Source organism: Amycolatopsis sp. NPDC054798 (assembly GCF_053611505.1).
Window position 1 is genome coordinate 21,695 of record NZ_JBSHAM010000090.1, and the last position, 10,936, is coordinate 32,630.

The 10,936-nt window shown below is 69.8% G+C and carries 14 protein-coding genes; 11 read left to right on the forward strand and 3 right to left on the reverse strand.

All coding sequences use genetic code 11. The features are described from left to right. Window positions 1-32 precede the first annotated feature (32 nt). The 4 genes from ACWGIC_RS36385 (at window position 33) to ACWGIC_RS36400 (ending at window position 3,589) form a co-directional block, all read left to right on the forward strand. Window positions 33-1,709, forward strand: a complete 1,677-nt coding sequence (locus ACWGIC_RS36385) for a hypothetical protein (protein ID WP_452080472.1) — start codon at window positions 33-35, stop codon at window positions 1,707-1,709. Beyond that, on the forward strand, window positions 1,706-2,230 hold the full coding sequence (locus ACWGIC_RS36390; RefSeq protein ID WP_452080473.1) for a hypothetical protein: 525 nt from the start codon (window positions 1,706-1,708) through the stop codon (window positions 2,228-2,230). Before ACWGIC_RS36385 ends, ACWGIC_RS36390 begins: the two co-directional genes overlap by 4 nt. A gap of 44 nt (window positions 2,231-2,274) precedes the next feature. Next, window positions 2,275-2,934, forward strand: coding sequence for a hypothetical protein (locus ACWGIC_RS36395; protein ID WP_452080474.1), 660 nt, complete (start codon window positions 2,275-2,277; stop codon window positions 2,932-2,934). Between the two features lie 175 nt (window positions 2,935-3,109). Next, window positions 3,110-3,589 (forward strand): hypothetical protein, encoded by a 480-nt coding sequence (locus ACWGIC_RS36400; RefSeq protein ID WP_452080475.1) that lies wholly within the window; start codon window positions 3,110-3,112, stop codon window positions 3,587-3,589. Between the two features lie 12 nt (window positions 3,590-3,601). On the opposite strand, the gene istB is transcribed toward ACWGIC_RS36400, so the two are convergent. After that, window positions 3,602-4,405, reverse strand: coding sequence for an IS21-like element helper ATPase IstB (gene istB, locus ACWGIC_RS36405; protein ID WP_452080476.1), 804 nt, complete (start codon window positions 4,403-4,405; stop codon window positions 3,602-3,604). Further along, window positions 4,402-6,105 carry an IS21 family transposase gene (gene istA / locus ACWGIC_RS36410; protein WP_452080485.1) on the reverse strand — a complete coding sequence of 568 codons (1,704 nt, stop codon included), beginning with the start codon at window positions 6,103-6,105 and terminating at the stop codon, window positions 4,402-4,404. The genes istB and istA overlap by 4 nt, the downstream gene beginning before the upstream one ends. A gap of 229 nt (window positions 6,106-6,334) precedes the next feature. Between istA and ACWGIC_RS36415 the strand changes: the two genes are divergently transcribed. After that, window positions 6,335-6,637: a hypothetical protein gene (locus ACWGIC_RS36415; protein WP_452080477.1), complete on the forward strand. Its 303-nt coding sequence runs from the start codon at window positions 6,335-6,337 to the stop codon at window positions 6,635-6,637. A 55-nt stretch (window positions 6,638-6,692) separates the two neighbouring features. After that, the gene (locus ACWGIC_RS36420; protein WP_452080478.1) at window positions 6,693-7,166 is read left to right on the forward strand and encodes an AAA family ATPase; all 474 of its coding nucleotides are present in this window, start codon (window positions 6,693-6,695) and stop codon (window positions 7,164-7,166) included. Window positions 7,167-7,260: 94 nt separating this feature from the next. Here ACWGIC_RS36420 and ACWGIC_RS36425 read toward each other — a convergent pair whose 3' ends face one another. Then, window positions 7,261-7,764: a hypothetical protein gene (locus ACWGIC_RS36425; RefSeq protein WP_452080479.1), complete on the reverse strand. Its 504-nt coding sequence runs from the start codon at window positions 7,762-7,764 to the stop codon at window positions 7,261-7,263. 143 nt (window positions 7,765-7,907) lie between these two features. Between ACWGIC_RS36425 and ACWGIC_RS36430 the strand changes: the two genes are divergently transcribed. From ACWGIC_RS36430 to ACWGIC_RS36450, 5 genes are all read left to right on the forward strand, one after another. Further along, complete coding sequence (locus tag ACWGIC_RS36430) at window positions 7,908-8,177, forward strand: hypothetical protein (RefSeq protein ID WP_452080480.1); 270 nt, start codon at window positions 7,908-7,910, stop codon at window positions 8,175-8,177. A gap of 172 nt (window positions 8,178-8,349) precedes the next feature. After that, window positions 8,350-8,841, forward strand: coding sequence for a hypothetical protein (locus ACWGIC_RS36435; protein ID WP_452080481.1), 492 nt, complete (start codon window positions 8,350-8,352; stop codon window positions 8,839-8,841). Window positions 8,842-9,072: 231 nt separating this feature from the next. Beyond that, window positions 9,073-9,213 carry a hypothetical protein gene (locus ACWGIC_RS36440; RefSeq protein WP_452080482.1) on the forward strand — a complete coding sequence of 47 codons (141 nt, stop codon included), beginning with the start codon at window positions 9,073-9,075 and terminating at the stop codon, window positions 9,211-9,213. Window positions 9,214-9,316: 103 nt separating this feature from the next. Beyond that, a complete protein-coding gene (locus ACWGIC_RS36445) occupies window positions 9,317-9,496 on the forward strand; it encodes a hypothetical protein (RefSeq protein ID WP_452080483.1) in 180 nt (59 codons plus the stop codon). A gap of 16 nt (window positions 9,497-9,512) precedes the next feature. Continuing rightward, window positions 9,513-9,734: a hypothetical protein gene (locus ACWGIC_RS36450; protein ID WP_452080484.1), complete on the forward strand. Its 222-nt coding sequence runs from the start codon at window positions 9,513-9,515 to the stop codon at window positions 9,732-9,734. Window positions 9,735-10,936: the final 1,202 nt, after the last annotated feature.

Here is a 10,936-nt window from a genome sequence, read left to right on the forward strand (position 1 = left end):
GGGTGGCTGGCAGCGAGAGGAGGGGTGCACAAATGACGCCACACCACGGCGAGCCCGGTGCGATCGATCCCGCCCTGATCGGCGAGCTTCACGAGATCCTCGGCCCCGGCGGCACCCTCGGCACCGCCTACCGCCTGGCCGTCGAACGCACCGCGCCCGCGACCGGCCCCACAGCCCGCGGCGTGCACTGGCAACCCGTCATGAACGACCTGCAAAAGGCGTTGTCGCTGGTCGCCGGCGTCCTCGCAGGCCACGACCGGCCGCCCCGCACCCTGGGCATCGCCGAGTGGGAGCCCTGCACGCGATGCGGAGTGGACACCCCGGCCCGCATCTACGACACGCCCTGGCACTACACGTGCTGGCAGGCAGCCGGCTGCCCGCTCGCGCCCGTCGAGCGCGAGGGCGAGCAGGAACCCGCCCGGCCGGCCGTCGCGGAACCCGCGCCCGCGGCGGCCGACGACAACGCCGACGACCACCAGGACCAGGAAGGCCGCGACCCGGTCGAGGCCGACTGGTTCGTCCGCCGCCAGCGCGACCGCGCCCAGGCCGCGACGTTCGACGTCGACCCCGACGTCGAACGAGCCCACTTCGCCGCCGCCGTCCGCACCCGCAAGCGCGACGCCACCGACGACGAAGTGACCGCCGCGCTGGCCGCCTGGCACACCCACGTCCAGCCGCTCGGCAGGTCGTTGCGATTCGTCATCTCGCCCGGCTACACCGGCGCCATGCTCTACGAGCTGCTCGCCGCCGCGCACGGCACCATGGTCCAGCCCGTCAAGCTCGCCGATCCGCTGGTCTGGGACGTCACGCGATCGTCCGACTTCCTGCGCTGGGTCCACTTCCTCAATCCGGAGGTGACGCCCGTCGCGGGCATGGCCGTCACCGAACTGGACATCACCGCCCAGTTCCTCGGTGCCGCGCCCAGCACCGACCTCGGCGACGGCGAACCCGACCTGCTCGATGCCGTCACCGGCGACTGGGTACCGAACCTCTCCCGCCCCGGTTACGTCGAGCTGGCCGAGCCGCCCGGTCTGGCTGGCTTGCCCGCGCACGCCCGCGCCGCCTTCGCCGCGGTCGACGCAGGGACCTGGCTGGCGAACCCGCACGCGAAGTACCTCGCCAAGGACCACGGCGTGCAGCTGCACATCGGCCGCGCGATCCTCTGGCCCGCCGGGGACCGCGCCCAGCGCAAACCCGCCCGCTACGGCCGCCGCCTCGCCGTCTGGGCCAAAGAGGTCCGCGAAGCCCGCCTCGCGCTCACCCTCGCCGCGCGTGCCGACGCACCCGGGGCCGCGCTCGCCCTGGGCGTTCTTAAGAGCATGTACGCGGCGTTCCTCGGAGGCATGCTGCGGTCCGAGGACGTCAACAACTTCGGCACCCTCCGCCCGGACTGGGGAGACATGCTGGTCACCAGCGCAGGCTCGAACACCCTGCGCGCCCTCGACAAGCTCCCGGACGGGGTCGTGCCGCTCGGAGGCATGAAAGACAGCGTCTGGTTCCCCTCTGACGCCGCCCACGCGCCGTTCCGGCCCGGCGGCCTCGGCTACGCCGACCAGCCCGGCCCAGACCAGGACAAGCCCGGGAAATGGCACCTCAACCGCTGGGGCGTCATCACCGACGACCTGGTGCGCCACCACGCCAACGGCAACGTCGGACTCGTCCGCAACGCCGTGATCAAGGCCGACAAAGCCCGGAAGGCTGCCGCATGACCTTCGAAGACCTCATCCCGCACATCGCCGCCGCCGCCCGTCCCGAGCACGCCCAGGCCGTCATCCGTGCCCTGCACGGCCGCCACGCCTCCCGCTGGCTCGCCACCCACGCCGGACTCGCCCCCCGCACCGCCCGTCGTTGGCTCTCCACCCGCTACCCCGGCGGCCGTAAACGCGAGATCACCGCCGCCGCCGTCGCCGCCGCCGTCGAAGCCTTCGGCGGCGACGCCGGAGCCCGCTACCTGGCCGCGCAACGGCTGCGCACCGCCCAAAGCATCGACGTCGGCAGCGTCGAAGTGGACTACGACGACGAACCCCAGGGACGGCGAACCATCGGCCACAGGAACGTCGACGCCATCTCATCCCGGTACCTCGCCTCCGCTGCCGGCTACCTCGAGGCGGGCCTGCTCGATGAGGCGGCGTACAAGGTCAGCGACGCCGTGGTCAACCTCTACGAACACGGCCTCGAAAACACCCTGCAGATCGCGGAATACAGCCAGGGCATCGAGATCCGGCCCTGACCCCAGAGGGCGTCGGGCCGTCCCGCGTTCGAGGCGGAGGGGGCATGCTGGGGGCCATGGGCGAGGGCGAGGGCCGGGTTCCGGCCGAGGAACTGGAGGCCGCTGCGGCGGCGGAGCGGGCGCGGGCGCTGCGCGCGGACATCGAGGTGCAGGCCGGGTTGGCGAGGGTCGCCGCGGACGACGCCCCGGACGGGGACCGGCCCTACCGGCGGGCCGCGGACCGGCTCCGGGGCGAGCTGGCGGCGGTGGAGGCGCGGCTGGCCGAGCTGGAGGGCCGCCGGCTGTGGACGGAGTGGACGGGGGCGCTGGCGTGGGGCGAGGCGCTGCACACCTGGTTCGGCGAGGACGCCCCCGCCGAGGCGCGGCCCGCGCACGGCCTGGAGCCGGAGCAGGCGGTCGACACGGTGCTGGTGCTGGGCGTGGCGATTCAGCGCCTGGCCCGCGAGCACGGGCTCGGCGGCGGTTTCCCGGTGCGGCGGCTGCACCCGGGCGACCTGGCCGGCGTGCCGACCGGCGAGCTGGCCGCGGCGGTCGCGGAGCCCGGCGCGATCGCCGGACTGTGGAACGCCGGCGTGTCTTTGCCGGTGTGTTCTGGCCCCGGCTGTTCGCCGGTTTCTGGCCCCAGCAGAGACATGACCGGAGGACGGGAAGTCGTTGGGGTGAGGGATGTTCAGCGGTTTTCGGCCCCAGCCCTGAACGGGTGAAGTTAGGTCGGATCCGATGTGCTGCAAGGGCGTGGCGATGGGGAGCGGTTAGGTTGTGTGGGCCGGGTGCTCACGGACCCGCCCCCGACAGGGTGGAGAGCCGTGGGCAGCCGGCCCTTTCGTGTTCGGGCTTGGATGTGCGCGACCATGAGCGGGCTCGAGAAAAGGGGCCGGGATGGCCACGATCGGGATCAGCGGGCATCGGATGCTGCCCGCGGCAGCACGAAGCCGCGCAGAGCGCGACATCCGTGCTTTGCTGGCGCGCCAGGAGACGCCGGTGACGGGACTGGCCAGCCTCGCCGCAGGAGCCGACCAGCTGTTCGCCGAACTGCTGCTGCGTGCCGGGCATCGGCTTCATGTCGTGATCCCGTGCCAGGGTTTCGTCGGCTCCATCGACGAGGAGCCGGACCGAAAACGGTGTCAGCAGCTGCGCGCGGAAGCTGCCGTCGTCACCGTGCTGGACTTCGATCACCCGTCCGACGACGCGTTCGATGCTGCCGGGAAGTTCGTGGTGGAACGTTGCGACCTGTTGGTCGCGGTGTGGGACGGGCAGCCGGCGCGCGGGCGAGGCGGAACCGGCGATGCGGTCGCCCATGCCCGTGCGCTCGGCCGCGAAGTGCTGATCGCCTGGCCGGAAGGCTTGCGCAGGTCTTGAAACTCGACGAGGTCAGGCGTTGAGCCGGGCGCGGGTGGCGTGGACGCGGTAGGACTCGCTGCCTGTCTCGATGATGTTCGCGTTGAACGTCATGCGGTCGACGATCGCGCGGCAGAGCCGCTGGTCGGTGAACGTTTTCGGCCATTCGGAGAACGGCGAGTTGGTCGCGATGGCGATGGCGCGGCGTTCCTCGCGGTCGGTGAACAGCTGGAACAGCAGCTTCGCGCCGGCCTTGTCCAGTTCGAGGTAGCCGAACTCGTCCAGCAAAAGGAGATCAACCTTGTCGTAGCGGGCGTAGACCTTGGTCAGGTGGCGTTCGTCGGCGGCCTCGGACAGCTCGTTGACCAGGTTCGCGGTGGTGGTGTAGCGGACTTTCAGCCCGGCTTCGGCGATCGCGGTGCCGATCCCGATCAGCAGGTGGGTTTTCCCGGTGCCGGAGTCGCCGATCAGGCAGAGCGGCTGCCCGGCCGAGACCCAGCCGGGTTCGGTCAACGTGTTGACGACCTCGGGGGTGATGTTCGGGTTCGCGGTGTAGTCGAAGTCCTCGATCCGTTTGGGGCGCGGGAACCGCGCCTCGCGGACCAGGCGGGTGCGGCGGCGTTCGTCGCGGTGCTCGACCTCGGCTTCCAGCAGCTCCAGCAGGAACGTCTTGTAGGAGCCCTGCTGGCGCAGCGCCGCCTCGGCGACCTCGTCGAACTGGGCGCGGATCGTGGGCAGGTTCAGGGTCCGGCAGGCCTGGTCGATCAGGGCGTCGAGCCCGTCCGTGCCCGGCGCGGACTGCCGACCGGAGGCGGGTGCGGTGGTGCTGGCGGTCATGCCGAGGTGCCTTTCGTGCGGCGGCGGGTGAGCAGCTGGTCGTAGATGTCGAGCGAGGGCAGCGGCCGCTCCCGCAGCTCCGGAGCCCGCGCCCGCAGCGAGATCACCTCGGCCCCGCCCGTGCTTCGCGCCGGTTTCGGTGCGCGGCGCGGGTCGGGGGTGTCGTCGGTGATCGCGGGCATGATCACGGTGTCGATGCCGAGTTCGGCGCAGTCCTCGTCGTCCAGCAGCGGCCGCGCGTCGCGGTGGGCCTTCTCGGCCTTGCGGGCCTCGATCGCGACCAGGTCCGGGCTGACCGACCCGGCCTGCAAGGTCGCGGTGATGCCCGCGAGCACGAACTCGTGTTCCTGGTGGCGGTGCAGCAGCAGGACCTGGATCAGCAGCCGGGTGCCGTCGCGGTCCCCGCGCGCGGCGCGGGCCGCGGCCCAGAACGCGTCGTGCGCTTCGGTGAACCTGCCCTCGTCCCGCGCGGTGGCCAGCGCGGTCGACCCGGCGAACGCACCGGGCTTGCCCAGCAGGATCTCCAGATAGTGGTCCAGATCGTCGTGGGACGCGCCGCGCTGGGTCAGCCGCGGGTGCCGGGCGATCACCTTCGCGCGGTCGAACACCACGACGTCGTTGGCGCGCAACGAGACCCGGACCTGGCGGCCGATGAACCGCGCGGGAACCGAGTACTGGCTCTGCCGCACGGTGATCCGCGAATCGCGCCCGACTTTCGGGGTCAGCGGCAGGCCGCAGTCGAACTCGTCGAACGGGGCCGGGCGCAGCAGCTCGGCCTCCTCGCGGAACTTGAACCCGACGCTGACCCGCTGCCCGTGCAGGACCCGGTCCTCCTCGGCCAGGTCGATCTCCGCGCAGCGCGCGTTCAGCTCGTCCAGGCTCGCGACGTCGAGCACCGGGACCAGGTGCTTGCGCCGGAACCGGCCGCCTTCCTGCTCCACCCCGCCCTTCTCGTGGGCGCCCTCCTGACCCGGAATGCAGTAGAACGCGTCGAACCCGTAGAACGAACGGAACGACACCCACCGGTCGGACTCGACCCGGTTGCGGCCGAAACAGACCCGGTTCACCGCAGGTTTCAGGTTGTCGTAGCGGATGTGGCGGGTCGGGACCCCACCCAGCGCCCGGAACGCCTCGACGTGCCCCTCGAGGAACGCCTCCTGCGCCTCCGACCGGAACACCCGGTGGATCGCCTTGCCCGAATACGACAGCCGCAGCGTGAACAGGTGGCACTTGAGCGTCTCACCGGCGACCCGGACCCACACGTCGGCGAAGTCGACCTCGGCCTCCTCGCCCGGCAGGTGCAGCTGCGGGACCATCCCCTCCAGGTGGGCGTGGCCTTCCTTGGCCTCCGCGACGATCTCCGGCCGCCGGCGCGCGACGTACTTGTAGATCGTCGTGCGGCCGACACGGTCGAACCCGTGCTCGACGATCAGCCGCTGCCGGATCCGGTCGGTGGTGTGTTTCTGCTTGCGCGGCGCGGACAAGTCCGCCCGCAGCATCTCGTCGATCCACCCGTAGGCCGGTTCCAGCATCGACGGCCGCGGCGGCGGCTTCTTCCGCTCTCTGGGCACAGCACTGGCCAACGCTTCCCGCACCGTCCGGCGGTGCACCGAGTACCGCCCGGCCAGCTCCCGGACCGACACGTCCGGATCCCTCCGGCGGTCAGCACGAATGCGTGCGAACAACTCCACGCGCGACAACGACAAACCCGGCCTCCGACACGACCGAACCACTTGATCAAGGCCGCCATCGTTGCGGGTCCGACCGGATGACCCGTGCCCCGTCACACCATCGTGGGCGTGTCCACATCAGACAGAGGTGGGGCCAACTCCCGCTGAACGAAACCAGAGGGGCCACCGCCCGGCGAACGGCCGGGGCCAGAACATCCCGGCAAAAACAGCCGGCGCGACCCGGCGCGGGGCGCTGACCATGCTGGGGCCGGACTCGTCTCCGGACCAGTACGCGCGCACCGAGTACGAGACAGGCGAGCGCCGCTACGGCGACGACATCCTGTTCGGCGTCCGCTTCCACGACCAGGGCGGCCCGGGCCACCCGACCACGCCCTGGGGCAGGTTGACCCTGCACTGCCGCGCCGTCACGACCTGGCACCACGCCCGCGCCGCCGCCCTCGGCGAGGCCTCGCTCGCCGGGTGCCTGCGCGCCCGCCGCCGCGGGCGCACCGACGCCGTGCTCGACGCCGCGCGCCTGCTCTGGGGCGATCACCAATACTGACCGCGGAATACAGCCAGGGCATCGAGATCCGACCCTGACCCAGGGAGGCGAAACGATGGCGCAGCTGCGGGTCTTGATCGCCTGCCCCGGCACCGGCAAAAGCACCTGGTGCCGCCAGCACGCACACGACCTGGGCGCAGTGCTCTCGACCGACCAGGCCCGTGCCGAACTCGGGACGGGCGAAGACGACCAGGGCGCAGCCTTCGACCTCGTGCAGCACCGCGCCGGCTGCCACCTCGCCGCCGGCCACGACGCGACCATCGACGCCACCGGAACCCGCCCGCGCGACCGCGCGCGCTGGCTCGCCCTGGCGGCCGAGCACGGCGCGGCACCGGTCGCGGTGCGGCTGCGCTGCTCCCTCGCCACCGCGCTCCGGCGAAACCATGCTCGGCCGCGCCATGTGCCGGTGCCGGTGGTGATCCGGATGTGGTGGACCGTCCGGTTCCTCGGCCCGGCCCGGCTTCGCCGCGAGGGCTTCGCCGACGTGCACGACCTGCGGACCGACACCACCCCGACAGCCGCACCGTGAGGGACGTGACACATCCCTGTTCAAAGAGGTTCAACACCGGAAATGCGAGAGGCCCCGGCAGTGCGCCGGGGCCTCTCGCATGACGGGTTGTCGTTCAGGTCCGCTGCACGGCATCAGCCAGCAACTTCGCCAGCTGGCTGCCCGTGGGAAGCCTGATCTCGGCGGCTTCGCGCACCTCCTGCACGGCGGCCTCGCAGGCATCCGGGTCGCCGCATTCGCAGTCTCCGTTCGTGACCGGTCCGTCCTCGTCGAGCGGGTAGCCGTCGAGGTTCCGCGGGTCCACGTACCAGCCCTCCGGTCCCCAGAGCAGGTAGACCGTGACCGACTGCGCGATCTCGTGCCCGCCCTCCGCCGTGGCCCGCGAGATCACGCACCCGCAGACGACCTTCAGGTCCGCGGCCGCGGCACCGTCCCGGGCCACGATGTCGACGTCGTGCCGGACGTCCTCGAGGTCGTCGGCGGTAAAGCCATCCCACCGGACCTCACCCTCCGATGCTCCGGGGTCGCGCGGGTCGAAGTCCCACAGGTGCACTCGCCCGAGGGCTCCGGTGGTGCGGTGCCGCACCAGGTCGCCGCTCCGGAATCCGAACGCGTCCACTGCCTCATCCTTCCGTCAGGGTCATCGAACTGGTTCGAGCCTAACAGGCAAAATGCAAAGTTACCATCTTGCTAAGTTTGCAAGTTAGCTGCTAGTTTGAAGGAGGTTCAACCGCCAAGACCCAGCAACCCGAAGGAGAGACCGTGAACGGAAAAGCCGCACTGGACGCCGGGCAGTACAAGGACATCGCTGCGCTACTCGCCAAACAGCCTCTGGAGGAGAAGGACTACGAGACGCCCAGCGAGTACCGGGCCGCCCGGGCGACCTGGCTGTTCGCGATGGCCGACGCGCTCCACGACATCGGCCTGGACGAAGACGCAGAGAGCATGCAGGATGCCGCGATGGGCCTGGTCCGGGAAGCCGCGGAGCAGGTGAGCGAGGGCACCACAGTGGCACCCGGAGTCCTCCTGTGACGGCGGGACAGCGGCCGGACGAGTCAGCCACCGCCCTGCACGAGGCCGTCACCGCCCAAGAAGCCGAGATCGCAAAAGCTCGTCGGGAAGCAGCCGGACGGAAACCGGGAAACACGTCAAGTTGTCAACAAGGAAAGTTGCAACGTCCGACTGATATTCGGAGGTGACGATCATGGTCTGGCAGACACTGATCCCGGTGCTCGGCACGTTGGCGGGCACCGTCAGCGGGATCGCGCTGGGCGGGCTGGTGAAGAGCAGGCATGACTCCGTGGGGCGAGTGCACGAGTGGCAGGTCGCGGTGGTCGAGATCTACGGCGATCTGATGTCCAGGCTTTCTTCGCACTACGTCGCGATGTGGGACCTCGAGGCGGCCAGGATCCGCGGCGACGAAGCCGAGATCGCCACCAGGCTCGATGCCTCGCTGCAGACCCGCGACGCCATCACCAAGCCGCATACGCAGCTGGTGGTCCTCGTGTCCCAGCTGCGCCCGGTCATCGACCTGGCCGTCGAGAAGGCGTACGCGATGGACACCGCACTGGACGAGAACGCCCGGACCGAGGATCGTCTGTCGGACCGGAGGAAGGCAGCCAAGGCTGCAGTCGAGTCCTTGCAAACCGCGATGATTGCGGAAATGCGGTCGCACGGTGCAGGGCTGCCAAGCTGACAACTTCGATCCGGCCGGGCACCCTCCCGAGCGGGTGCCCGGCCCTTGATTCGAGGAGGACCAGGGGAGGACAGAGGACAAGTGACGACCAACTACGGCCCGCACTGCTCGCACGAAGAGTGCTCATGGATGGAATGCGAGTCCCCGGCGAGTGAGCATCCGTGTTCGGGGCAGGACACGTGCCCGCGGTGCGGCCCGGCCAGCCCGGAATGGCCGCGGTTCGCGCGCGACATGGAAGCGTTCCTTCGCGAGTGGTACGGCACGATCGACGAGGACGAGCTGCGGGCGAAGCTCCACGACCCGAGGGTCGACTACTCGAACGTGTTCCGGTACGCCCGGCTGCTGAGGACCACTCCGCCCCCGGGGACGTGACATCTCCCTGTTAAGTAACCCGCCTATTCGGCCCGACATAGCCAAAGCCATTCAAATGCGTGCGCTGTCTTGGGACGCGTGCGCCGGACGGAAAGGATGGTCCATGACCGCACAGCGAAAGATCGAAGACGTCGTGTCCGGACAGCAGATCGTGTTGGTCGACGGCCGGGGCGACCGCGTCCATGGCGTCGACCACGAACGCGAGCCGGGCGCGGTCTTCGTCACCACCGACCGCCGTCGCAACGTCCGCTACAACGTCGGCACCCTCATCACGATCGTCTAGAGCCAAGGAGGCCTTTATGGACGCCACCGCCGTCAGCGACACCCTCGAAGCTGTCCAGGACGTCAAGGCCGAGGTAAACGAGCTACAGGCCAAAACCGACTACCTGACGGCCCTGGTCGTTGCACTGGCCGAACATGCCGGGATCTCCGTCCCCCCGCCACCAGCGTGCGACTACATGATCGACGTCCGGACGAAAGACCAGCGCGCCGTCGATGATGATCGGTCGGACGCCATCTGATCTCCTTCGCCAGCTCTAAGCCTTCCCGCTCGATTCTTCTATTGGCCGGCATCCCGGTTCGGGGTGTCGGCTTTTTCGCGCTCCAGGTTCCAGCCTCGCCCTCACCTCGTGCCTCAGCCCCGCCGTTCTGGGCTCTGAGTTGGTCTGTGGGGGGTTGTTGTGGGTGTGTTGGTGTGGTTGGGCGGGTTGGTGTGTTGGGTGGCGGGGCGGCGTTCTGGGGCGGTTTCGGGGAGGTCGCGCCCCGTGCCCTGTCTCCGGGGGTGAATACGGCGTATTCACCCCCGGGGGCTCGCCGGCTGGTGGTCAGGGCTGTCTTGGTGCTGTCGGCAGTGGGGAGGGACGTGACGTGTGCCTGTTCAGGCGTGTGTGGTGGTGGGCGGGGCGGAGCCCTGGTGTGGCGGGGTGCGGAGGTCGCTGGCGGAGGGCTGTCCCTTGCCGCGGAGCGGCGGAGTCTGGGTGCCGGCTGGCTGTGTCGGGGGTGTGGGTGTCCTTTGTGGTGGTTCCGGGCGGGGGAGTGTGGGTGTCTGGTGTGGATGGTGGGGTGGGTTTTGTGGTTGCAGGGACGTGACTTTGTGCTGTTGGTGTGGGGTGGGTGCGGTGTGGCGGGGTGGCGGTGCGGCGGAGCCGCGGTGGGGGTTCGGGGTGTCGGCGGCGGGCGGAGCCGCCGGCGGTTGTGTGGTGGGGGTTGGCGGGCAGGGACGTGACGATGTGCTGCTCAGGTGGGGTTCTCCCGGGGTTCCGGGTACCGGGAACCCCGGGAGCGAACATGCGATGTTCCCGCCGTGGCAAGTTGCGAGTATCGCAACTTGCCACGGCGCAGGACCTGCCAGACGTCGACGGGGCTGGATTATCGTCCATTGTGGATCGCCTTGCGATACACAACCATTGCGTAGCAATGGTTCCTCTTTGGACGATTGAAAATCCATTGCGTAGCAATGGTTTTCTATCGTCTGTCTTTTTCGGACAGTCCAAAGTGGGCAATATTTGGAACCGGAATCTGTTGCGTAGCAACAGGTTTCGGTGGACTAGACCACTGCAGGCGTCCCGCGTAGCGGCGACGCCGGGCAAGCGGAGCGCGGCAGCCGTGGCCGATGTGAAGGGTCCGCGGGTGCGGGCGTAGCGCGCGAGGAGGTCGCCGAGCGGATCCTTGACCGGCTCCGTGAAGGCCTCCGGGACACCGACGGGCAGCGCCGTGCCCAGCG

Bases quoted from the DNA above. Each gene is read 5' to 3' on its own strand.
- ACWGIC_RS36385 (WP_452080472.1), top strand. From the start codon at position 33: ATGACGCCACACCACGGCGAGCCCGGTGCGATCGATCCCGCCCTGATC.
- ACWGIC_RS36390 (WP_452080473.1), top strand. From the start codon at position 1,706: ATGACCTTCGAAGACCTCATCCCGCACATCGCCGCCGCCGCCCGTCCC.
- ACWGIC_RS36395 (WP_452080474.1), top strand. From the start codon at position 2,275: ATGCTGGGGGCCATGGGCGAGGGCGAGGGCCGGGTTCCGGCCGAGGAA.
- ACWGIC_RS36400 (WP_452080475.1), top strand. From the start codon at position 3,110: ATGGCCACGATCGGGATCAGCGGGCATCGGATGCTGCCCGCGGCAGCA.
- istB (WP_452080476.1), bottom strand. From the start codon at position 4,405: ATGACCGCCAGCACCACCGCACCCGCCTCCGGTCGGCAGTCCGCGCCG.
- ACWGIC_RS36415 (WP_452080477.1), top strand. From the start codon at position 6,335: ATGCTGGGGCCGGACTCGTCTCCGGACCAGTACGCGCGCACCGAGTAC.
- ACWGIC_RS36420 (WP_452080478.1), top strand. From the start codon at position 6,693: ATGGCGCAGCTGCGGGTCTTGATCGCCTGCCCCGGCACCGGCAAAAGC.
- ACWGIC_RS36435 (WP_452080481.1), top strand. From the start codon at position 8,350: ATGGTCTGGCAGACACTGATCCCGGTGCTCGGCACGTTGGCGGGCACC.
- ACWGIC_RS36440 (WP_452080482.1), top strand. From the start codon at position 9,073: ATGGAAGCGTTCCTTCGCGAGTGGTACGGCACGATCGACGAGGACGAG.
- ACWGIC_RS36445 (WP_452080483.1), top strand. From the start codon at position 9,317: ATGACCGCACAGCGAAAGATCGAAGACGTCGTGTCCGGACAGCAGATC.
- ACWGIC_RS36450 (WP_452080484.1), top strand. From the start codon at position 9,513: ATGGACGCCACCGCCGTCAGCGACACCCTCGAAGCTGTCCAGGACGTC.